At 60.5% G+C, this 22,198-nt stretch carries 18 protein-coding genes and 2 pseudogenes; 11 read left to right on the top strand and 9 right to left on the bottom strand.

Annotated features, from left to right (window positions below; genetic code table 11):
* The 8 genes and pseudogenes from AC5P99_RS16160 to AC5P99_RS16195 form a co-directional block, all read left to right on the top strand.
* Positions 1–113, top strand: a 113-nt coding sequence (locus AC5P99_RS16160) for an IS3 family transposase (RefSeq protein ID WP_495213347.1), incomplete at its 5' end; no start/stop codon positions are given.
* A gap of 14 nt (positions 114–127) precedes the next feature.
* Positions 128–952: a Y-family DNA polymerase gene (locus AC5P99_RS16165; RefSeq protein WP_495213348.1), complete on the top strand. Its 825-nt coding sequence runs from the start codon at positions 128–130 to the stop codon at positions 950–952.
* Between the two features lie 107 nt (positions 953–1,059).
* Positions 1,060–1,898: pseudogene (locus tag AC5P99_RS16170) on the top strand (metallophosphoesterase); the annotation flags it as partial.
* Between the two features lie 272 nt (positions 1,899–2,170).
* The gene (locus AC5P99_RS16175) at positions 2,171–3,634 is read left to right on the top strand and encodes a DcaP family trimeric outer membrane transporter (RefSeq protein WP_099497892.1); all 1,464 of its coding nucleotides are present in this window, start codon (positions 2,171–2,173) and stop codon (positions 3,632–3,634) included.
* Positions 3,635–3,745: 111 nt separating this feature from the next.
* On the top strand, positions 3,746–5,095 hold the full coding sequence (adiC, locus tag AC5P99_RS16180; RefSeq protein WP_099497325.1) for an arginine/agmatine antiporter: 1,350 nt from the start codon (positions 3,746–3,748) through the stop codon (positions 5,093–5,095).
* 30 nt (positions 5,096–5,125) lie between these two features.
* Positions 5,126–7,414 (top strand): Orn/Lys/Arg family decarboxylase, encoded by a 2,289-nt coding sequence (locus tag AC5P99_RS16185; protein WP_062607650.1) that lies wholly within the window; start codon positions 5,126–5,128, stop codon positions 7,412–7,414.
* A 396-nt stretch (positions 7,415–7,810) separates the two neighbouring features.
* Positions 7,811–8,716 (top strand): cation diffusion facilitator family transporter, encoded by a 906-nt coding sequence (locus AC5P99_RS16190; RefSeq protein ID WP_062607651.1) that lies wholly within the window; start codon positions 7,811–7,813, stop codon positions 8,714–8,716.
* On the top strand, positions 8,713–10,032 hold the full coding sequence (locus AC5P99_RS16195; RefSeq protein WP_081113787.1) for an amino acid permease: 1,320 nt from the start codon (positions 8,713–8,715) through the stop codon (positions 10,030–10,032). The genes AC5P99_RS16190 and AC5P99_RS16195 overlap by 4 nt, the downstream gene beginning before the upstream one ends.
* 153 nt (positions 10,033–10,185) lie before the next feature.
* Here AC5P99_RS16195 and AC5P99_RS16200 read toward each other — a convergent pair whose 3' ends face one another.
* A complete protein-coding gene (locus AC5P99_RS16200; protein WP_306760625.1) occupies positions 10,186–10,596 on the bottom strand; it encodes a helix-turn-helix domain-containing protein in 411 nt (136 codons plus the stop codon).
* A 237-nt stretch (positions 10,597–10,833) separates the two neighbouring features.
* On the opposite strand from AC5P99_RS16200, the pseudogene AC5P99_RS16205 reads away from it, so the two are divergent.
* From AC5P99_RS16205 to AC5P99_RS16215, 3 genes and pseudogenes are all read left to right on the top strand, one after another.
* Positions 10,834–11,184 (top strand): annotated as a pseudogene (locus AC5P99_RS16205) (IS3 family transposase); the annotation flags it as partial.
* A 125-nt stretch (positions 11,185–11,309) separates the two neighbouring features.
* Positions 11,310–12,758: a hypothetical protein gene (locus AC5P99_RS16210; protein WP_495213336.1), complete on the top strand. Its 1,449-nt coding sequence runs from the start codon at positions 11,310–11,312 to the stop codon at positions 12,756–12,758.
* 255 nt (positions 12,759–13,013) lie between these two features.
* Positions 13,014–13,739, top strand: coding sequence for a MobA/MobL family protein (locus tag AC5P99_RS16215; RefSeq protein WP_495213337.1), 726 nt, complete (start codon positions 13,014–13,016; stop codon positions 13,737–13,739).
* 126 nt (positions 13,740–13,865) lie between these two features.
* On the opposite strand, the gene AC5P99_RS16220 is transcribed toward AC5P99_RS16215, so the two are convergent.
* From AC5P99_RS16220 to brxL, 8 genes are all read right to left on the bottom strand, one after another.
* Positions 13,866–15,323: a YfjI family protein gene (locus AC5P99_RS16220; RefSeq protein ID WP_495213338.1), complete on the bottom strand. Its 1,458-nt coding sequence runs from the start codon at positions 15,321–15,323 to the stop codon at positions 13,866–13,868.
* Positions 15,320–15,664 carry a hypothetical protein gene (locus tag AC5P99_RS16225; RefSeq protein WP_049450092.1) on the bottom strand — a complete coding sequence of 115 codons (345 nt, stop codon included), beginning with the start codon at positions 15,662–15,664 and terminating at the stop codon, positions 15,320–15,322. The genes AC5P99_RS16220 and AC5P99_RS16225 overlap by 4 nt, the downstream gene beginning before the upstream one ends.
* The gene (locus tag AC5P99_RS16230) at positions 15,664–15,969 is read right to left on the bottom strand and encodes a helix-turn-helix transcriptional regulator (RefSeq protein ID WP_004146436.1); all 306 of its coding nucleotides are present in this window, start codon (positions 15,967–15,969) and stop codon (positions 15,664–15,666) included. The genes AC5P99_RS16225 and AC5P99_RS16230 overlap by 1 nt, the downstream gene beginning before the upstream one ends.
* Positions 15,970–16,288: 319 nt before the next feature.
* A complete protein-coding gene (locus AC5P99_RS16235) occupies positions 16,289–17,176 on the bottom strand; it encodes a recombination directionality factor (RefSeq protein ID WP_495213339.1) in 888 nt (295 codons plus the stop codon).
* A complete protein-coding gene (locus AC5P99_RS16240) occupies positions 17,170–18,159 on the bottom strand; it encodes a YqaJ viral recombinase family nuclease (protein ID WP_495213340.1) in 990 nt (329 codons plus the stop codon). The genes AC5P99_RS16235 and AC5P99_RS16240 overlap by 7 nt, the downstream gene beginning before the upstream one ends.
* 122 nt (positions 18,160–18,281) lie before the next feature.
* Entirely contained in the window at positions 18,282–18,791 is a 510-nt protein-coding gene (locus AC5P99_RS16245) for a JAB domain-containing protein (protein WP_495213341.1), read from the bottom strand.
* The gene (locus tag AC5P99_RS16250) at positions 18,791–19,747 is read right to left on the bottom strand and encodes a DUF932 domain-containing protein (protein WP_049450099.1); all 957 of its coding nucleotides are present in this window, start codon (positions 19,745–19,747) and stop codon (positions 18,791–18,793) included. The genes AC5P99_RS16245 and AC5P99_RS16250 overlap by 1 nt, the downstream gene beginning before the upstream one ends.
* A 341-nt stretch (positions 19,748–20,088) precedes the next feature.
* Complete coding sequence (gene brxL, locus AC5P99_RS16255; RefSeq protein ID WP_032968948.1) at positions 20,089–22,197, bottom strand: BREX system Lon protease-like protein BrxL; 2,109 nt, start codon at positions 22,195–22,197, stop codon at positions 20,089–20,091.
* Between the last annotated feature and the right edge of the window lies 1 nt (position 22,198).

Below are 22,198 nucleotides of genomic sequence, written 5' to 3' on the forward strand. Positions count from 1 at the left end.
CGGACGTGTTCGACTACATCGAGATGTTCTACAACCCGATCCGCCGGCATGGTTCCGCTGGCGGCGTGTCACCGGTAGAGTTTGAAAGGCGCTACGCGCAGAGCGGCAACTGAGTGTCTACAGAACTCTGGCCGGTCCACCCACTGTTGTGCTTGGCAATGGCGATGGATGCTGTATCGCCCTGTCGCCAGAGGCGAAGGCCTTGGGATTGAAAATGGGTATGCCCATCTTCCAGGTCCCCAAGGACATCAGAAAGCAAGTCCTCGTCAGGTCAGCCAACTTCGCGCTGTACGGGGATCTGTCAGCCAGGATTGTGACGATTCTTCAGGATCTCTTCCCCAGGGTGGAGATCTATTCGATCGATGAAAATTTCGTCGACCTGGAAGGCCTCAAAGACCCTCTTGCGGCCTGCCTGGAAGCACGCCAACGCATCCTGCAATGGGTGGGCATTCCCTGCTGCGCTGGCCTGGGTGCCACACGCACCCTGGCCAAGGCAGGCAACAAGCTCGCCAAGGACCAGTCCAAGCGTGCCGTCCATGCGGGCTCCTTGGCCGTCTTCCATGCCACCGCACAGAACGTCAACGCTCTGGCCGTCGAGGATGTGTGGGGAGTGGGCAGGCGCTACGCCGAACGCCTGGCAGGCGAAGGGGTAAGAACTGCTGCAGATTTGGCCGCACTCCCCACCGACCATGTTCGTGCGCACTATGGGGTAGTTCTGGCCCGCACCCAAATGGAGCTGCGGGGAATTCCCTGCAGCGATCTGGAACTAGAAGAACCCGAACGCCAGCAACTTTTTCTCGCTAAAAGTTTTGAAACGGCTCCAACCCCGGACACCCCGGACACAGTGCTGTTTCACAGGGGTTTTTTGTGCAGTCCGGGGTTGTTTTTGCCACTTTGCAACCCCGGACCTCGGACTGCATTTCCCGGCTTTCTGCGTACCGGTTCGCATTAGAGAACCATCCTAGACGCCGCTGCCACCATCTCAACCCGCCGCCTGCACGCAACTTCACTCAGCCGCTTGCGCTGCGTCCGCCGACGACGCCTGCGCTGGCGATCCCGCCGGCGGCGCCGCGCATCGTCGCGGTGTCGGACATCCACGGCCAGTACGACCTGCTGGTGCGGCTGCTGCGCGCGCACCGGGTCATCGACGCACAGGATCACTGGACGCTCGGCACCGACACGCTGGTGGTGGCCGGCGACGTGTTCGACCGCGGGCCGCAGGTGACCGAGGCGTTCTGGCTGCTGTACCGCCTGCAGCAGCAGGCCGCGGCCGCCGGTGGCGCGGTGCATTTCGTCCTCGGCAACCACGAGACGATGGTGTTGTACGACGACCTGCGTTACGTCAATCCCAAGGACCTGCGCAGCGCGCAGCTGCTGGGCCGCAGCTACCCCGAGCTGTATGCCGCCGACAGCGTGATCGGGCAGTGGCTGCGCACCCGCCCGGTGCTGCTGCGCGTCGGCGACACGCTGTTCCTGCATGGCGGCATCGCCCCGAAGCGCTGCCACTGGCACTGGATCCGGCGCGCACCAATGCCGCCTACCAGGCCTCGCTGGGGCGCCCGCGCGCCGAGGTCAAGGCCGATCCGGGCACCGCGCCGCTGTATGACGGCAAGACCAGCCCGATCTGGTACCGCGGTTACTTCGACGGGCGCCTGGACACGCCTGGCGTGCAGGGCGTGCTCGATCAGCTCGGCCTGCAGCGCATCGTGGTCGGGCATACCTCGATGCCACACGTCAGCACGTTCCATGACGGCCGCATCATCGCCATCGATGCCGACATGAAGGAAGGCAGCAATGCCGAGCTGCTGTTCATCGAGGACGGCGCGCTCAGCCGCGGCCTGCTCGATGGCTCTCGCGTTCCACTGGCGCAGGGTGTTATTGAGGAATCCACGCACTGAGCCGGCACCGGGCGTCGCATTTTGCGACAGGCCCGGCGCGCCGCACCCGGCACTTTTCCGTCACATATCACTCACACTCTCACTTGCGAACGCCGATCTCAGCAGGACATCCGGGGTTGACCGGCGAACAAGCGCAATCAGCGCACATTTCACGTTTTTTCACGGAGTGATTCACACCTCCGTCATCACTTTTCGGATAATAGGCGGATGCAGACACCGCGACCGGCTTCGACCCGGTTGCGCGTGGTGCTTTTTTCTCCTTGGATCGGGCGATGAAACCACGAACACTTGCCATTGCGATGGCCCTTGCATTGGCACCCGGATGGGCCAGCGCACAGGATTCGGTAGCCACCCTGCGCGAAGAGATCACGCAGGTGCAGAACCATCTGCAGGCCTTGACCGAACGCCTCAACGCGCTGGAGCGCGGACAGGGCACCCAGGCACAGAGCGGTACCCCCGCGCCTGCGACAGCGCCACAAACGGCACCCGCCTCGTCCGTAGTCACCACCCCGCCGGCAGCCGCCGCCACATCGATCGCGCAGCTGTCCCCGTCGCGTTCGGCGGCCACCACGCAATCGGTGCTGCCGCCACGTGATTCGGTCGCCGACCCGTCCACCGCGGCATCCCGACCGGACAATGCGCCCTCCCCCACCGATCCGGAGCTGAAGGGTTTCTTCGCCATCCCCGGCACCGAGACCATGATCCGCCTGGGCGGTTACGCCAAGCTCGATGCGATCGCCGATGGCCGCGCCGCGGGCGACACCGAACAGTTCGTCACCTCCTCCATTCCGGTGGGCGGTCCGCACCGCGACGTCTCGCATTTCGACATGCACGCCAAGCAGACCCGCTTCAGCTTCGAAGCGCGTCGCCCGACCAGCCATGGCAACCTGCGCTTCTACCTGGAGAACGACTTCTTCGGCAGCAGCGACAGCTATCAGTTCCGCCTGCGCCATGCCTACGGACAGCTGGGCAACACCTACGCCGGCTATGGCTACTCCACCTTCATGGATGCCGACTCGCTGCCCGATACGCTGGATTTCGCCGGCCCCGGCGGCGCCGGCTACCTGCTGGTGGCCGGCATCCACCACAGCTTCGCGCTGGGCAAGGGCAACAGCCTGACCATCGCCGCCGAAGACCCGGATGCACAGCTGGCCAACACCGGCGATTCGGACATCAGTGCCGACCGCTTCCCCGACGTCAGCCTGGTCGCACGCATGGAGCGCAACTGGGGGCACCTGCAGCTGGGCGCGGTGGCGCGCAGCCTCGGCTACGACGGCGACGGCCGCAGTGACCGCACCTTCGGCGGCGGCCTGCAGCTGAGCGGCTCGTTCGCCGTCGCCGAGCGCGACCTGCTGCTGTTCGGGCTGCTCGGCGGCAAGGGCATGGGCCGCTACACCGCCGACCTGACCGGTTCGGGCCTGGACGCGGCGATCAATGCCGACGGCCGGCTCAAGGCACTGCCGCTGTACGGCGGCTTCTTCGGCTACACCCACTACTGGTCGGAGATGTGGCGCTCGAACCTGATCTACGGCGAACTGCACATGGACGACGCTGACGCGCTCGCCAATGATGCATTCCGGCGCAGCCGCTATGGCGCGCTGAACCTGATCTGGAGCCCGGCGCCGTCCTGGACGATGGGCATGGAACTGCTCTATGGCCAACAGCAGCTGCAGGACGGACGCAGCGCCGACACCCTGCGCCTGCAGGGCAGCCTGCAATACAGCTTCATCAAGTAACCCAGCCCGCAGGCCGGACCCGCCCTCACCGCCCGGCCGCCAGCAACGCAATCCCACCCACGCCCTTCCCTTCCGGACAGACATCGGCAATGCCGGTGAAAGGAGACACCCATGGCAGGTCAGAAAAAAATCGGCGTAGTCGGCGCGACGTTCCTCGTCGCCGGCAACATGATGGGCTCGGGCGTGTTCCTGCTGCCCGCCAGCCTGGCCAAGATCGGCACCGCCTCGATCTGGGGCTGGCTGATGACCACCGCCGGCGCGCTGCTGCTCGCCTTCGTGTTCGCCAAGCTCGGCAAACTGGCCCCGCAGGCCGGCGGCCCCTACGCCTATGCACGCGACTGGTTCGGCCCGTACATGGGCTTCCAGACCAACACCATCTACTGGTTCGCCAACTGGATCGGCAACGTCGCCATCCCGATCGCGGCGGTCGGCTACTTCAGTTACTTCTTCCCGATCCTGTCCGACCCGATCCCGCGCTGCATCGCGGTGCTGGTGCTGGTATGGGCGTTGAGCTTCGCCAACGTGATCGGCCCGGCGTTCGTCACCCGCGTGCAGACCGTGACCACCAGCTTCGCGCTGATCCCGATCCTGGGTATCGCGATCTTCGGCTGGTTCTTCTTCGACCCGGCCATCTTCAAGGGCGCCTACAACGTCTCGGGTGAGTCCAACTTCGGCGCCATCTCCAGCGCCGCGGCACTGACGCTGTGGGCCTTCATCGGCGTGGAGTCGGCCTCGGTGACCGCCGGCGTGGTCGAGAACCCGGAGAAGAACGTCGCCCGCGCCACGCTGGCCGGCGTGTTCCTGGCGGCGGTGGCCTACATCGCCAGCTCCTCGGTGATCATGGGCATGGTCCCCAACGCCGACCTGCAGGTCTCCGACGCACCGTTCGCGCTGGCCGCGGCCAATGCCGTCGGTGGCTGGGGCGGCGCGCTGGTCAGCCTGTGCGCCTTCATCGGCGCGGCCGGCTCGCTCGGCGGCTGGATCCTGCTGACCGCGCAGAGCGCCAAGGCGGCCTCGGACGACGGCCTGTTCCCGAGCATCTTCAGCAAGATCAACAAAGACGAGGTGCCGGTCAAGGGCGTGCTGATCGTCGCGGTGCTGATGACCCTGGCGGTGCTGATCACCTCGACCTCGAAAACCGCGTCGGCGCAGTTCGACGTGATCACCTCCGCTGCCGTGGTGCTGACCCTGCTGCCCTACATCTACTCGTGCGTGGCCTGCTACTTCGTGGTCGAGCGCTCGCACACGCTGGTCCACACCGGCGCGTTCTGGGTGCTGACCAGCATCACCGTGGTCTATTGCCTGTGGGCGATCTTCGGCTCCTCCGGCAGCATCGTGCAGTACGCCTTCCTGTTCGTACTGTTCATCACCGTCTTCTATCCGTTCTTCAGCGAGGACCGTCGCAAGCAGAAGCTTGCCAAGCTCTCGCCCGTCGCTGCCCCGCGCAGCGCATCGAACTGAATCCCCCGATCGGTAGAAAAGGAAACCACCATGTACTTCAAGTCCCTGGACTATCCCATCGTCATCATCGACGCGGACTACGAGTCGCCGCGCATCAACGGCATCCTGATCCGCGCCCTGGCCGACGAGCTGCGCCACAACGACCAGCGCGTGCTGTGCGGCCTGACCCTGGATGACGCGCGCGCCGGCGCACGCACCTACGTGGCCGCCTCGGCGGTGTTGATCTCCATCGACGGCACCGAGGAGAACGACGACCAGTTCCAGCAGCTGCTCGCCTTCCTGCGCGAGCAGAGCAAGCGCCGCGCCGACCTGCCGGTGTTCCTGTACGGCGACCGCCGCACCATCGAGAAGGTGCCGAGCAAGCTGCTCAAGTACGTGCACGGCTACATCTTCCTGTTCGAGGACACCAAGAGCTTCATCGCCCGCCAGGTGATGCGCGCGGCCGAAGACTACATGGCCACGCTATTGCCGCCGTTCTTCAAGGCGCTGATCCACCACGCCGCCGAGTCCAACTATTCCTGGCATACCCCCGGCCACGCCGGTGGCGTGGCGTTCACCAAGTCGCCGGTGGGCCGTGCGCTGCACCAGTTCTACGGCGAGAACACGCTGCGCAGCGACCTGTCGATCTCGGTACCGGAACTCGGCTCGCTGCTCGACCACACCGGCCCGATCCGCGATGCCGAAACCGAGGCCGCGCGCAACTTCGGCGCCGACCACACCTTCTTCGTCACCAACGGCACCTCCACCGCCAACAAGATCGTCTGGCACGGCACCGTGGCGCGCGGCGACATCGTGTTCGTGGACCGCAACTGCCACAAGTCGCTGCTGCACTCGCTGATCATGACCGGCGGCATCCCGGTGTACTTCACCCCCAGCCGCAACGCGCACGGCATCATCGGCCCGATCAGCCTGGACCAGTTCTCCGGCGAGGCGCTGCAGCGGATGATCCAGGCCAACCCGCTGGCCAGCAAGGCGGCCAAGCCGGGTGCCAAGCCGCGCATCGCGGTGGTCACCAACTCCACCTACGACGGGCTCTGCTACAACGCCGAGAAGATCGCCGACAACCTCGGTACCGCGGTGGACTTCCTGCACTTCGACGAAGCCTGGTACGGCTACGCCGCGTTCCACCCGTTCTACGAGAACCATTACGGCATGGCCAAGGGCAAGCCGCGCGAGCAGGACGCGATCATCTTCACCACCCATTCCACGCACAAGCTGCTGGCCGCGTTCTCGCAGGCATCGATGATCCACGTGCGCAACGCGGCCACCCGCGAGCTGGATGCGGAGCGGTTCAACGAATCGTTCATGATGCACACCTCCACCAGCCCGCATTACGGCATCATCGCCGCGTGCGACGTCGCCTCGAAGATGATGGAAGGCGAGGCCGGCCGCTCGCTGGTGCAGGAAATGCACGATGAAGCCGTCACCTTCCGCCGCGCCATGCTGCATGTCAGCCAGGACCTCGGCCGCGATGACTGGTGGTTCAAGGTATGGCAGCCGGACGGCGTGGAACGCAGCATCGGCCAGGCCGACAGCGACAAGCCGCTGACCACCTCGCGCCCGGACTGGTACCTGCGCCCGGACGCCCATTGGCATGGCTTCGACAACCTCGCCGACGACTATGTGCTGATCGATCCGGTCAAGGTCACGCTGCTCACGCCCGGCCTGGCGATGGACGGCACCATGGGCAAGCTGGGCATTCCCGCCGCGGTGTTGAGCAAGTTCCTGTGGACACGTGGCATCACCGTGGAGAAGACCAACCTGTACTCGGTGCTGTTCCTGTTCTCGATGGGCATCACCAAGGGCAAATGGAGCACCCTGGTCACCGAACTGCTGGCCTTCAAGGACCTCTACGACAGCAACGCACCGCTGACCCGCGCACTGCCGAGCCTGGTCGAGGAGCACCCGGTGGCCTATGCCGACTGGGGCCTGCGCGACCTGTGCGCCGCGCTGCACGCCTTCAACGACGAGTTCCGCGTCGCCGAAGTGATGCGCGAGATGTACGTGGACCTGCCCGAGCCGGTGATGACCCCGGCCGAAGCGTACAACCACCTGGTGCAGGGGCAGATCGAGCGCGTCGACATCGACCAGATCAGCGGCCGCGTCGCCGGCACCATGCTGGTGCCGTACCCTCCGGGCATCCCGACGATCATGCCGGGTGAACGTTTCGGCGCGCAGGACGAGCCGATCATCCAGTCGCTGCGCATCGCCCGCGAGCAGAACGCGCGCTTCCCGGGCTTCGAGTCCGACGTGCACGGCCTGATCATCGACAACAGCGGCGCGCAGCCCAGCTACAAGGTGGAAGTCCTGAAGCTGTAACGGCCGAAGCGGTGCGGGTGAAGCGACAAGCTCCCTCCCCCCTCCCCGCCCGCGGGGGAGGGGCCAAGGCGAAACACACGCCCGCTGCTGCAAGGCGTACGTCCTCCTGCTTCGTGGGGTTGCGAAGCGCGGCAGTGGCAGTGGTGGTGGTGATCGCCGTGGCCCTGGCCCTGGCCCTGGCGGTGATGATGGCCGGGCGCTCTCCCTTCTCCCGCCAAGCGGACGAAGGTGCCCGTCAGGGCGGATGAGGGTGCTTTGTGCTTTGTGCTTTCGACCTCGGGCCGGCCGCCGCCGGGCCCGGCGCTGCCGCCCGCCGGCGAAGCGGCTACGATGCGGGCGATGCCCGCCCTCCCCCTGCACTGACGGGAACCCACGGATGCACCACGACTCGCCCTGATGACCAGCACCCGCCAGGAGCAACGCGTACTGCAACTGTCGATCGCAGGGACCGTGCTGGTCGCTGCGATCGGTTTCTTTGGCGGCATGCTGGCCCGCTCGCAGGCCATCCTGTTCGACGGCATCTACAGCCTGGTTGACGTGGCCCTGACCCTGGTCGCACTGGCGGTGCTGCGGCTGATGAACAACGAGCAGAGCCCCCGCTTCCAGTACGGGTTCTGGCACCTGGAGCCGATGGTCGAGGCGCTGGGCGGCGCCATCCTCAGCCTGGCCTGCATCTATGCGATGGCCAATGCCGTCATCGGCTTCAGCGGTGGCGGCCACGAGACCCGGGTCGGCCCGGGCCTGGCGTGGGCCGCGCTGCTGGCGGTGGTCGACCTGGTCATGGCGGTATGGATCGGCCGCCATGCGCGCCGCCTGGAGTCCGGGCTGCTGGCGCTGGACGCGCGGGCCTGGCTGCTGACCGGGCTGATGAGCCTGGCGGTGGTGCTGTCCTTCGTCATCGCGCTGGCGCTGCGCGGCGGCAGCCACGCGCACTGGATCCCGTATCTGGACCCGCTGGTGCTGGCCGTCATCAGCCTGGCCGCGCTGCCGGTACCGCTGCGCGCGGCCTGGAAAGCCGCCCGCGAGGTGCTGCAGGTGGCGCCGAGCGAACTCGATGCGCAGGTGCAGACGGTGATGGAGCAGTTCGTCGCCGAGCATCGGTTTGAAGGTTTCACCAGCCATGTCGCCAAGATGGGCCGCATGCAGTTCATCGAGATCCACATCCTCACCCGGCCCGATACGCAGCTGGGCAGCATCGGCGACGTGGACCGCCTGCGCGATGAGATCGCCACACGGCTGGACGCACGCTCCGGCCGCTTCTGGCTGACCATCGACTTCACTTCCGATCCGGCCTGGACATGAGCACTACCGCACCACGGAAAATGGGCCTGACCATGGCCACCATGCTGGTCGCCGGCAACATGATCGGCACCGGGGTGTTCCTGCTGCCGGCCAACCTGGCCACGGTCGGCAGCATTTCCTCGGTCGGCTGGGTCATCGCCACCGCCGGCGCGATCGCGCTGGGGCTGGTGTTCGCCCGGCTTTCGCAGATCAACCCGCAGCCCGGCGGCCCGTATGCGTATGCCCGCGATACCTTCGGCAACTACGTCGGCTTTGTCAGCAACTACGCGTACTGGTTCGGCAACTGGATCGGCAATGTCGCCATCGCACTGGTGGTCACCGGCTACCTGAGCCACCTGTGGCCCTGGCTGGAGGGCATCTACCCGCGCCTGGGCTTCACCCTGGCGGTGATCTGGCTGCTGAGCCTGGCCAATGCCCGCGGCGCCCGCTGGATCGGCGCGTTGGAGACCGGCACGCTGCTGCTGGCGTTGATCCCGATCCTGAGCATCGCCATCGCCGGCTGGTGGTGGTTCGATGCGGACATGTTCATGGCCGGCTGGAACGTCAGCGGCATGGAGGACAGCGCGGCGATCTCGCGCAGCGCCTCGATCGCGCTGTGGGCGTTCATGGGCGTGGAGAGCGCGGCGGTATCGGCCGACGTCATCGACAACCCCAAACGCAACATCCCGCTGGCGACCCTGCTCGGGCTGGCGCTGGCGGCGGTGATCTACATCAGCTGCTCGCTGGTGATCATGGGCATGCTGCCGATGGAGGCACTGCGCGACTCCTCGGCACCGTTCGCCGATGTCGCCAAGCTGATGATCGGCCCCTGGGGCGTGGTGGTGATCGCGCTGTGTGCGATCTTCAAGTCGATCGGCGCGCTCGGCGGCTGGATGCTGCTGGTCGGGCAGTCCGCCAAGGCGGCGGCCGAGGATGGGCTGTTCCCGCGCGTGTTCTGCAAGCTCAACCGCCATGGCATGCCCGGCACCGGCCTGATGATCGTGGCGGTGCTGATGAGCGGCCTGCTGCTGGTGACCTCCTCGCCGACACTGGCCCGGCAGTTCGACCAGCTGACCAACATCGCGGTGCTGCTGACCATCATTCCCTACCTGTTCTCGGCCGGGGCCCTGGCCGCGACCACGCTGGAGCGCAATGAACGGGGCTGGCTGCGGGCCGGCTGCCTGCTCACCGCCGCCGCCGCGGTCGCCTACTGCCTGTATGCCCTGCTCGGCGCCGACGCCCAGCTGCTGGCCTACGCCACCGTGGCGATGCTGTTCAGCGCCGCGCTGTACCCGTTCTTCCGCAAGCGGATGCTGGAGACCGGCAGCGGCCGCTAGCGGCGCCAGCCCCCTCCCCTTCGTGCGCCGGCGGGCCAGCCCCTACAATGGCCCCTTTGTGGCAGCCCGCTGCCCGGCAATCGAAGTGGAATCCGCGTGACCGAGAAAAAGCCCGAACACATCCCGTTGATGAAGCAGTAGGGTGTAGGACCACTACTCGGGTGTGCTGACCCGCTCCCTGATCAGGGCCAGGATCGCCTCCCGCTCGGCAGGAGGCATGCGGCTGACCAGCAGGATCACTTCGGCCAGGACATTGTCCACGGCATGGAAATAGGCCACCGGCAGGCCCAGGGCCTCAGCGATCTTGGCCATGGTTTCCTGGTCGGGCTCATGCCGACCGGTCTCATACCGACTGACGCGCGGCGCGCCCGTATTCTGGTCGTCCAAGCCCAGCACCCTCCCCAAATCTGCCTGCGTCAAGCCAGCAGCCACCCGCGCCGCCCGAAGGCGACGGCCGAATAGCGTGGCGGGAGACTTGGGCTGCATGGGCGGACGACAGGAGGCGACCGCATAGCCTGACCCAAACCCCCGGTAAAGGTCATTTGCGATTATCGCAAAATGCATGCGACGATTCCCTCTGAGCTACTACCCAAGGGGGAACCATGAAATCAGTTGCTCTTACGCCCGTACTTCTTGTTTGCTTCCTGGCCGCTTGCGGCAAGCCCGAAACTGCCGCCTCCGCCTCACAGCCCGAAGGCAAACCAGACGCCCCGGTGGCCGGCCATACTCCTAAGCCCAAGGCAGCAAGGAACGTGCCGCTGGAGCAGTACGTCGAAGTGTCCAACGGCATCTACAGCTTAGGCGTTGCTGGCGGCGGTGGTGCACAGGAAACCTGCACCGGGCTTAATGCTGCATTCCGACCAGGGCAGTCAATTCACCGGCAACGAATGGCAAGCGTTCCTGAAGGCTCATGGCATCGTCTGCAGCATGAGCCGACGCGGCAACTGTCATGACAACACAGTGGCCGAAAGCTTCTTTCAACTACTGAAGCGGGAGCGAATCAGGCGCAAGATCTACCTGACCCGGGACGCCGCACGCAGCGACGTATTCGACTACATAGAGATGTTCTACAACCCCAAGCGCCGACATGGTTCAAATGGAGGTATCTCTCCGGTAGAGTTCGAACGGCAAGCGGGAAAATCTGGCTTGTAGGTGTCTACAAAAGCCGGGGCGATTCAATAAAACGAAGTGGCGCAGCCTTATTCAGGTGCGCCACAAGGATCGGCGACATAGCGATCATCAAACACTATACACAACCAAAAGGATGGTGGTTGAAAATGGAAGACAGCAACATCGAACCAGGGAAGTATAAGCCGCGCTTTAACTTCGAAAAAGACCAATTAACAGATCAATCAGCAACTGGAAGCATAAACGAACTTTTGGAAGAGCTCAACTATGAGATAGCGCATGCATCAGATGGCAGCAAAGCCAAACACTCTAATGCTTCAGGGAAAACAATAACTCGCAAGGAACTTAAAGGGGTCATTGACTCCATAAACTCCACATTGGGACAAGAGATTCCTTCCGGGAACTGCACACTTCCAATCTCGACCCTAAAAACAATCAAGCTCCTTTACATCAAGAACGACTCCAGCGACACCCAGCTGCTTCAAAGAATATCGAAACCAGGAACCATTAAGGCCACCTTCGAGCACTGGACAGAACGTAACTCTCCAAGAAACGAAAAGACCATAAAAGCAGCGTCCTATCTCATGTCCACACTTAAGCTTGAGATCGACGAGGAAAGACTTAACCAAATCCACATCAATAGACTCACACCATCGAAACTCCTTGAATACTACGCCAGACACATCAAGGAGCTTATAGAACCCATCTACATGGCTTTCGATGGCAATGATGAAGCCATTGCAAGCGCCTTTATGTTTGGCGCACATCAAATAGAAAGCTATCAACCCTCAACTATCCTGCCCAGCAAAGAATCCGCCCCCCTCCACGAAAGGCTGTACATCTATTTGCTAACGCTCCCATTCCTGCACTTCGTTGGAGAGTATCAGCAGGTTGTCGAATCAGAATACGGCGAGTTGAGCAAATACAAGATAGAGCCACTCTTCGCTCACGCCATCTCCTCACCGACGGAGTGCGATGCCCTATTGCGACCTGTCACATCACTCGCAGCCATTCACTTCTTCCTGCAAACCCATGCGAATGAGCTGGCACGCTTGGTTCACCAAGCCACTGGTTACGAGTTGAGATCCAGCGAGATCACAAACATAGCCGACGAAACGCAGAAGGTTCTGCATGCCTATGTCTTCCACGAATGGCACAGAACAGATCTTGACGTCATCAACATTTCAATGGCGGACTGTGTTGCAGCCTTATCAGCCATCACGATCCAAAAGAAGATCAAAACGAAGTACACGCCCTACTGGAAGGGACAGAGCTCAAGCGATAAAACGGCATCTCGCCTACTGAGTCACCTGGACACCTCAAGAGACATCGAAGAGCTATATGAAGAGGACTACATCCCGCAAGGCGCGATGCTCACCCTCTATCATCGATATTGCATCGCCTACGCATTACTTTTCGGTCGCAGCAACCGCATGGAAGCGTTTATGCGATTCCAGATCGCATATCTGAAGCACATGTCCATAGCTCACTCTCATTTCGATCTTGAAGCAGGCAACGAATACGAGAGAAAGATCAACATGTTTTGCGAAGACCTTATTCAATATATCGAAAATCAAGCCACTTCGCACACAATGTAATTTTTAACTCACATCACCCTTATACATATGTAGAAACTCACTTACATCCTTCGAAGCAACAACACGAAGAATGAAAGGAATCGAAGGGAATAGAAATAAAATAGAACTGACAATAGATTACAGGCAGGGTGTGGTACGCGCACTTACCCTTTCTATCTAATCACAACAATCTTCGATCATGAGTATCTACCGGTAGCCGACAAGAATCACTCTTGTCGGCTTTTTTATTCTCCCAAGAGAAAGGGTGATACAGCAATGGCAAGCTTCCATTACAGCATCAAAAGTGGAAAGAAAGGCAGCGCACGCAGGCACGCCAACTATATCGATCGTAAAGGATCTCATAGTGACAAGAAGGACCTTATCCAAACAGGACATGGGAACATGCCCGAATGGGCAGGAGATGATCCGAAACGGTTCTGGAGCGTTGCTGACAAGCATGAGCGTGCCAACGGAGCAGTGTACCGAGAACACGAAATCACTCTTCCGAGTGAGCTCAGTACTGAACAGCAGGTCGAACTTGCCGACCGGCTTGCAAAGAATCTCGCAGGGATCAAACCCTACCAGTACGCGCTCCATGCACCTGAAGGAAAACTCGGTGGGGATCCGAACCCGCACATCCATCTGATGTGCTCGGACAGACTGCCTGATGGCATCCCCCGTACACCTGAACAGACCTTCGCCCGCTACAACGCCAAGAATCCTTCCGCAGGCGGATGCCGCAAGGATAGTGGCGGAAAGAGCCCAATGGAGTTGAAGCAGCAGGTGACTGCACAACGAAAGCTTGTAGCGGACACCCAGAATCAGTTCCTTGCTGAGAACGGATACTCCGCCCGTGTAGACCACCGCAGCTTGCGCGACCAGGGCATTGCCAGGCCCCCGGAGCGCCACCTCGGCCAACGCTTCGTAAAGGAGATGGCAGATGCAGAGAAGTCACAGTATGCTCAATGCCGTAAAGAAGCGCAGGTAGCTTCAGACACTTAAAATCAGACAGCGGCCAGTACCTCACCCAGCGATTCTGCTACAAAGTCGCAGAATCGCAATGACACCTGCTGACCACGTTAGAAAAGCCCCGACCTATCGCCGGGGCTCCCTTGGTACAAAGACTGCTTACAGCGCCCTCCGGTCAAAGTAGTGATTCATCAAGCGAAGATACGTCCTCTTGTCCCGGTACCCACTGCAGATCTGAATTGCTCCCTGGCCTTCAAGAACCGAGATGGCTGCATTCAGCCTTGCTCGGTTACGTACAGGTCCACAGCGCAAAACCTGGTTCTTGGGAACGCACGTATCCGAATAAATCCCTCTCCACCACTTGGCATGCAGATACCGATCCAGAGCTTGAGCATCGGCCTGATCCTGCGATACCACGAACGCAGGTGAGAACAGATGCTTGTACTCATCAACATGCCACCGAACGATCTCGAAGGCACGATTGATCGTATCGAGGGTGATGTCACCTCCCTCTCCACTGAAGTACTGCATCGATGCAGCGAGTCGTGCCACGATCTCCATGATCTTTGCCGCGAAGTCATTGATATCGCTCAAGTACTCCCCGTCGCGCAGCAAAGACTCAGTTTCTGATGCCAACTCTACCCAGCGTGCCCTGGCATCGATGGAGAAGGACACCACTTCACGAGCAACGGCGCCCGAGGCTGAAAGCTCCTTGTACTTCAACAACAGCTCCGCGACCCGCTCATGGAATGCCGGCAAATGCTCCCACACCGGTTCCACGTCCTCGATTCGCCGATAGCCCATCATGGAGCGAGGCCACGCGACCAAGTAACGTGCCCAATGCCCACTCCCCTTTGCGACAGAGCCTCGCCTATTGAGGAACTGCTTGAGCGGTTCATACTGGGTCATGATGCTCACAGACACACGCGGATTCATCGCAATCAGATGCTCGTTCTCCGCACGATCCAACGGCATCATTCCTGGTGAATCCCAGAGACGATTGAGTAAGCCCACATTCGCCATTGCCTCGCTCTTGAACAGCATGTGACCTTCATCAGTCGTGATGGCTATGGACTCACCATCACCCTGAACGGCCTCCATAATGGCCTTGGCCGTGATGTCCTGCCGCAGGAAGCAACGCAAGCGAGGCTGCAGTGGTTTCTTTTCTGCATACTCCTTCAGCTGAGACTCGAGTGCTTCCACAGACTTACCTGCTGCAACTGCTTTACTGATCGCGCTCTTCAGCCCCTTCATCTTGGCCGTCCAGAGTCCATAGTCGATCTCATAAGCCACAGTCTGCTGCTTGAACGCAGCCATCGCCTTCGTGTCTGCATCGCGGAAAGGCGCCTGCAGCAGCTCGAACACCGTGGACTTGCGCTCACCAGACTCAGCCACAAGCATCAAGTTCTGGGTTACAGGCTTGATCTGTCCGGTCGGCAACTTGACATCAATCAGACCTTGGCACGCCATCGAAATGGCATTGATAAGACCCATGCCAACCATGGCGTCGGGAACTTGCACGTTGCGAAGGAGCTCAAGGCCTGCCTCACGAGCAACATGGTGAAAAGTTTCCAGAGGATATTTGGGGGCATAACGCTGCCGATGGATAGTCATCATGCATCCTCCTCTGTCGTGCCAACAGCGGTCTGTTCTTCGGCCTCGACCAACAGATGGCCACAGCTCTGGCACCGAGCAGCATCGCCCTCCGCATGGCGACGAGAACGCTCCTCCTTGAGCAGCTTGCGGAACTGAATCAGGGTCAGATCATGCTTGTACGCAGCATTGAACTGCTCTACCAAGATCTTCTTGCGCATCTTCTTTGCGATGTGCTGTTCCAGGATCGGATAGGCCTGCCTGAAGTCCTGCTCCAGCTTGCCCTTCCCCTTGGTCGACTGTTCACTCAAAGCGTGCGTGAGCGCGTCAAGCGGCGAAGAGTGGACTGCAAAATTAGCCATCATCACTTCTCCTCCTTCGCACGACGGAACTTCACTGCACGGCCTTCTACCCATGCCATTGCCTCATGCGTCCAGTAGAACTTCGGGGACAGTTCGCTGTCATAGAGCGGAATGCCCTTCGGGAAGTCCGGATCGGTCTTCATCAGCTCGTATGCCTTGCTCCTGCTGACGCGGAGCAGCTTGATCAGCTCCTTCAGACGCAGCGTCGGACTATCCGGCCAACCTGCTTTCCCAGCACTGTTGTTCTCTTCGGCCAAAGTCATGCTTTTGTCTACGCCCTGGCGCAGACTGGACGTCATGTGCTTCATTTGTTGATTCCTTCGTTGTGTTGAACGTTTCAGGAAGGAATCCGGCCGGTTTCCTATCGAAGGTGATTGGCCTCCGACGTGATCAGTGTCGATATGCTGCTGTTGGGGGTACAGGGAAAAAAAATCCAGGTTTTTTCCAGGGACGCGCACAACCGACCAGATCAAAGAAAAATCAAACACTTACATACCAGGGAGCTTTCGCTCCCTGGCATGTCTCGTCCTTTGCGCCCACAAACCGGTCCGTTCCATCCGATGTCCGCTCAGGACCTGAACTGCCTCTTGTCCGTACCTGATACAGATCCGTACCGGTACGGCTCTCCTACGACACCAACCGAGACGCTTGCGCTTTCAGTCTGTCCTTGAGACTTCCGTTCGCTGATACCTGCACAACTTCACCCTGGCCTGATGGATAGAACTCCTCGACCACGGCCGGCACGTCTTCGTCCAGGTCCTCGAAGGCCCCGTTAGCGAAGCCCTGTCTCGCCGCCTCATCCAGTGCAGCTTGGTCGATCCCCGCTGCAGCTCTTGTTGCGTGTCGCTCAATCGCCTCTGCGACAGCCTGTTCGAGCGTCAGCCCGCTCCGAACCACCAGATCGACGTAGTAGATCGCTGATCGATAGCTCATCGTCGTGGATTTGCCCCGCAGCTTCAGCTCGAGCGGCAGACAAGACAGCCTTCCGCCCGACACTGCACTGAGGTAGTGCAGCCGTGCTGCCAGTGTGCGGATGGTGTTGTATGAGGTGGTGCGCAGAACAAAGCTACCCATCGCATCCCCCTCGCCGTCCCCAATGACCACATTCAAGCGGGCATAGGCTTTGCAGCCCCCACTGGCAAACTGGCACCCATCCGGACCAGGACAAGGCAACGTCTCCATGCCTTCAGGGCCAGCTCGCCGGCAGGTGTCTCCGTTGCCTACACACAGCGGTCTTCCGTTCTCGCGATTGAACAGCGAGTAGTCAGCCCGGAGGTTCAGGGTTGGATCGTCGAAGAGCACGCGCACCGGGATGGATCGCAGCTTGTTACCCTCCGATGCCTTCCGCAGCTCTTCATCCAGCGGGTGCAGCACCCAGCCCTCCCGGTTCTGTACCTGGCTGGTGAGGGTGAACTGATCGTCCTTTTCGGGCAGCCGCTTGCCGTTGCGCTCTACTACCCGGCCGATGGAAATACGCCCAATCACCGGCGGCGTTATAGCCAGTCCCTTCAGCATGATGTGACCTCTTTGATCGTGGTGTTGATCCGGAAACGGCGCGAACCCGGACGGACTACCGTGTAGGCCGCAGCGATCTCCGGGTGCTCGGCTGCGAGCCGCTTGGTATCCAGTGACGTGCCATCCTTGCTACGGCGGTAGATGACTTCTCCCAGTGAACCGAACCGGGCAATGGAAGCGTCCCCCATGGCTTGCTGCAGTGTCTGCTTGAGCAGTTCTACCTGCTGTTCCTGCTCTGCAACTGCCTCAGTGAACGAGACCAGGTTGGTGAAGGTCTCGACCAATTCCGGGTCCTGACTGAAATCGACAACGGTGTCCTTGCCTGGGTACAAGCTCCGCAACGCCCTGGCCGCTGACTCCGAGCCATCGGCTGGAGGCTCGATGTCATTGATGACGTGCTCCCAGAACCGGGCCTCCAATACCACCAAGCGGCTGATGATCTCTTCGTCTCGCTCAATACGGTGGATCCTTAGCGCCTGGCCACACAGCAGCACTGCCACATCTGCTGCCTGCTTCCCCGTCACTGCCAACTGATGCTGTACCTGCAGCTGCACGTACTCGGGAACCCCGTCTTTCCACAGCCGAGAGCCGAACTCCCCTGCTGTCTTGCACTCAAGGATTTGGACCCCCGGGGAACCAATTACCTCTCGATCGAGGTTGGCCAGCATGTGCGGAAAGGTCGGGTGCTGCAGAACGGCGTTGACCCGGCGTACCCGGTTCCCCGTGCGCTCCTGGTAGGCCGTGGCCACCATGGGTTCGAGCATGGTTCCCCAGTAGCGGGGATCCTCTTGTCCAGGGGGGATCTCTTCCATCGGCTTGCGCCCCGTCTTCTCCTGCCACAGCTCCAGCTGGCTCTTGTAGGGGTTCAACCCGACGGCGGTGGCAGCATCCGAACTACCGATGCCGCCATTGCGGACCTCCAGCCACTGCTGGCGATCCAGTGAACGCGTATCAACCAAACGCAACGCGGTGTGCTTGCTCATTGGCAATCTCCGGAATAGAAAAGGCCGCCTTGATGGGCGGCCTTGGTCAGGTCTTTCATTTCAAGCTATCGATGTGGGCAAGATGAATGGGCGAAGCGACAGCACTGATCGCTGCAGCTCTGTCAGACCATGCCTTGAGAGGCCATCGAGACCACCTCATGGCTGGTGACAACGAAATGGTCCAACAGCCTCACGTCCACGGTGTCCAAGGCAGCCTTCAGCCGCGCCGTGACTGCCCGATCTGACGCAGAGGGCTGCAAGCTACCGCTTGGATGGTTGTGAGCCATGAGTACCGCCGATGCATTGTGTGCAAGTGCCCTCTGAACCACGATCCGAGGATGGACCTCGGCTCCATCAATCGTCCCTGAGAAAAGCCGCTCAACTGCGATGAGCTGGAACTGCGTGTTGAGAAAGGCGACCTCAAAATGCTCGCGGTCTTCACCCCCCAGACGTAGCCGGAAGAACAATGCGCTCTGGGTTGCTCCTCCCAGCACTTCCCCTGGCAACGATGCCCGTTTCTGCAGGATCTGCAGCGCCCTCGCAATCGTCCTGTCCTCACGTACCCGGATCCTGCTCTCCTCCTCATTGGATCCGGCCCCTAATGTGGTCATGTGATAGGCCTGCGCTTCCATCAGGCCACCAACTTCATCACTTCATCCCACGCGCGCTGCTTGAGCTGAGCTCCAGCACCGAACCATGCCGCATCACGGCGGTGATCATCGCTACGAGCTCGTCGGTGGTGGTCAACGTACTCCGTGACGCTGTTGAGTACGCCCCAGGCCGTTGCACGGCTGGAAGGCAACAACGCGCCTCGACCGCCGCCCTCATACAGGGCACGGACACTGGCCAGCGCCTGCTCGTTGACGACCTCAGCGGTGGTGCCCTGGCCTTGGTAGGTAAGCACCCGTCGCAACAGACCATCGACCGTATCGGGGTCAACTGGACGGTCACAGATGGCTTTCATGCGAGACACGAAGTTGTCCCAGGTCGAGACGGTGATCCCCAACTGGCGCTTCACAGCATCCGGGTCGAACTGACTGCGGTGCGGGACCTTGATGGCTCCGCTGCTGTCTCCCAGAGCGATCTGTAAGGTGTTGTTGCACACCACCCGCACCGAGGTGAACTGCGCCGTGGTGGCCAACGTGCCGTCACAGGCAGTAGCAAGCAAAAGATAGCCATCCACCCGGTCACGCCCCTTCAGCGACGTGCTCTGGCCCGTACGAGCCATGGCCCAGAACTTCTTGCCACCCTTGAGCACACCCGCCGTCTCCAGTTCAAAGCCACTGTGCTGCGTCAGATTACGGTAGAACTCCAGGATCTCTCCCGGCTGGACCACCTTGAACCGCTTGGAGACGACTGCCAACGGCTCCCTGGTATCGGAGCGATAGAGCACTTTCTGCTCCGGGAAGGAGTGGATGGCACCGATGGCATTGCTACCCGTGATGAAGCGGACCTCGGAGTCCTCGATCTGCCAATCCATGCCTGCCTGACGCTTCCAGACCTCAATGGGCTGTTGCTGTTCAAGCTTATTGCCCAGACCGTGCCACGGCTTAGCACCGGCATAGGCCATTGTTTCAACCAGATGCATCGTATTTTCCTCGCTTCTTACGGCACAAACGCACAAGGCCCGGACGATGCCGGGCCTTGTGCGTATGCCAATGCAGTATCAATTAAAAGGGTCGATGTCTTCACTGCCCGAAGACAGAGCACATCGAGCAACCGCAGCGATGATGGATGCTGCGACGACCAAAACACAGTACAGACAATCGGATCTTTCTTTCATACAGCCATATCCAAAGCAGATGCATCATCGCGGAGCATCTACACGCGAAGCCAGCAGCCGCCAGCCTCATCAAAATGATATGTGCTTGAGATTTTTTACAATCATATTAATAAAATTAAACTGAATTTCTTTTATGGAAAATCAGGTCAAATATTTATTCCAACCCTGAATATATCAACCTTGGTCTCAAGACATTTACGCAAACTGAGATCATTTACGCCTACCTCGAACCACCCTCCGGGCTTTTGGAAGAAGTCCAACCCCCGGCCAATCTTGATCACCCAGCCGTTGTCGATACGAATCTCTCGGTCGTGCATGTTCGGGTTCAACTTCACTTCCAGCTCGACATCCAATTCCAGCAGGCTCTGCTTCAACTCATCGAGCTTCTCAGCGATGTCGGCCAACTGGGTCTTATCGTCGTAGCCGGTGATCAGGCTGATCTTCTTCACGGTTCCAGCCTTCAGCACCGTTTCGCAGAAGCGCACGAAATTCTGAATCTGGTGTTGCAGACGAATGTACGGATCTTCGATCACGACAGACTTCGCGCCTTGGAGGTAGGGGCCGAGGATCGACTCATAGCTGTACCCGGTGTCGCCATAGAGGATGGTGAAGTGCTGTTCCTTGAGCTCGATCGGTGACGGCCCAACCGCAATCGAAGCCGGGGCCGGTGATACCGGGGTCGGGCCCGCTGGAGTCTCCAGTGCAGCAGGTGCCGCTTGTGCAGTGGGTTGCACTTCGACTGCCTCAGTCGGCTGCCCATCCGCCTGATTCAAGCGACGGCGAGCTGGCTCCTGTGTTGCCGATGCATCTTTGGACTCAGGGCAGAAGACCACCACCTCCTCACCGCTGGCCTTGAAGTAAGACAGATTGATCCGGGCAAACTCGTCATCCGGTTTGCGCTTGTTCATCTGCTCCTTGACGCGGCGGCGGCACTCCGTGGCATAGGCCACGTATTCCTCGAACTCCTCATCCGTCGGCGGCCCGTTGGGGTGCAGCACCTTCAAGAATGCACAGACGGTCTTCTTGATACCTTTCTCGTCGCGCCCCTCGATTGATTTACCGAGCCGAATGCGCTTGCTCACTTCCTCATACCGATTCGTGTGCTTGAACTGGTAGTGGAAGGCCTCGGCCAAATAATCAGTGATGAAGCCGTAGTTGCTGGTCAGGAACTCGCTGCTGTTCTTCGGCATCTCCCAGCCTGGAATGTACGCGGCGAAACGGTCCATCACGGCCAAGTCGAGCTCTGGCGGCAACGGCTGGAAAAGATCGTGCTCGTTAGAGTTGACCACCTGCTGCACGGACACGTCGATGTTGCCAACGAAGCTCAAACTGGCATCAGCAATAACCTCAGCCCCGCGCGAAAAGCGCCCGTTGGCCATGAAGTCCTTCATGATCTGGATGGTGTCCGGATCGCGCACTTTGATCCCGCCAACCTCGTCAAAGGCAACCGTGTCCCAGAAGCCAACCAAGCCCACCTTGCGGCGCGCGTTGTTGTAGAACAGCGTTGCCTTGGTCGCTTGGCCGCCCGAGATCAAGGTGGCGTAGGGCGAGAATTCACTGAAGAAATAGGACTTGCCGGTGCCGCGTGGTCCCAGCTCGATGTAGTTGTAGTTGGGCTCAACCAGCGCAGCCAACCTGGCGATGAAGTGCATCTGCACGCGCTTCGAGAGCTTGCTGGGTTCCAGTCCCACAGAGCGTAACACCGCCGCGAGCCACTCATCACGCGTGAATGCCCCGCGCCCCTCTGCATAACGGTCGAAGTCAAAACGAGTCAGCTGGATCGGCCGCAGATCCTCAATGGAAAACGCATAGTCGTCTTCATCTATGTCGTTGTGCGCCAGGGTCACCTCCGCCCAAATGCCACCTTCCAGCAACCTGTCGTTGTCGCGGTAGAATTTTTCACCAATCGCGATGCGTTGCGAGTTGAAGTTCTCCAGCGATGCCCAGTGGCGCTTTTCTTTTTCGACGTAACGGACATGGACCTTGTCGATGAAGCGATGCTTGCCCTTGGTGGCGACCTTGGACTGCGCGGCGTTGGCCTCGTCCGGCCTAACGTAGTTCTCCTGCAGTGACGACAGCACGGCCTCCATGCCAGCATCCATCTCTGCCTGGTCATTGCTGGCGCAATACTTGGCAAGGAGGAACTCCAGGACGAACGTCGGGACGTTGGTGCCTTTTTTGATTCGATGCAGCAGGTCTTTGCGAAGCACCTTGCCGTCGAATGTGGCGTTTAGTTTTTGGTCGAGTTCGTCCATA

Source organism: Stenotrophomonas sp. YJH_SMC_80, assembly GCF_059372495.1.

Coding starts and splice junctions, on each gene's coding strand:
- AC5P99_RS16210 (WP_495213336.1), top strand. CDS start 11,310: ATGGAAGACAGCAACATCGAACCAGGGAAGTATAAGCCGCGCTTTAAC.
- AC5P99_RS16235 (WP_495213339.1), bottom strand. CDS start 17,176: ATGCTGAAGGGACTGGCTATAACGCCGCCGGTGATTGGGCGTATTTCC.
- AC5P99_RS16195 (WP_081113787.1), top strand. CDS start 8,713: ATGAGCACTACCGCACCACGGAAAATGGGCCTGACCATGGCCACCATG.
- adiC (WP_099497325.1), top strand. CDS start 3,746: ATGGCAGGTCAGAAAAAAATCGGCGTAGTCGGCGCGACGTTCCTCGTC.
- AC5P99_RS16185 (WP_062607650.1), top strand. CDS start 5,126: ATGTACTTCAAGTCCCTGGACTATCCCATCGTCATCATCGACGCGGAC.
- brxL (WP_032968948.1), bottom strand. CDS start 22,197: ATGGACGAACTCGACCAAAAACTAAACGCCACATTCGACGGCAAGGTG.
- AC5P99_RS16220 (WP_495213338.1), bottom strand. CDS start 15,323: ATGATGACTATCCATCGGCAGCGTTATGCCCCCAAATATCCTCTGGAA.
- AC5P99_RS16240 (WP_495213340.1), bottom strand. CDS start 18,159: ATGAGCAAGCACACCGCGTTGCGTTTGGTTGATACGCGTTCACTGGAT.
- AC5P99_RS16230 (WP_004146436.1), bottom strand. CDS start 15,969: ATGAAGCACATGACGTCCAGTCTGCGCCAGGGCGTAGACAAAAGCATG.
- AC5P99_RS16175 (WP_099497892.1), top strand. CDS start 2,171: ATGAAACCACGAACACTTGCCATTGCGATGGCCCTTGCATTGGCACCC.
- AC5P99_RS16215 (WP_495213337.1), top strand. CDS start 13,014: ATGGCAAGCTTCCATTACAGCATCAAAAGTGGAAAGAAAGGCAGCGCA.
- AC5P99_RS16225 (WP_049450092.1), bottom strand. CDS start 15,664: ATGATGGCTAATTTTGCAGTCCACTCTTCGCCGCTTGACGCGCTCACG.
- AC5P99_RS16200 (WP_306760625.1), bottom strand. CDS start 10,596: ATGCATTTTGCGATAATCGCAAATGACCTTTACCGGGGGTTTGGGTCA.
- AC5P99_RS16250 (WP_049450099.1), bottom strand. CDS start 19,747: ATGCATCTGGTTGAAACAATGGCCTATGCCGGTGCTAAGCCGTGGCAC.
- AC5P99_RS16190 (WP_062607651.1), top strand. CDS start 7,811: ATGACCAGCACCCGCCAGGAGCAACGCGTACTGCAACTGTCGATCGCA.
- AC5P99_RS16245 (WP_495213341.1), bottom strand. CDS start 18,791: ATGGAAGCGCAGGCCTATCACATGACCACATTAGGGGCCGGATCCAAT.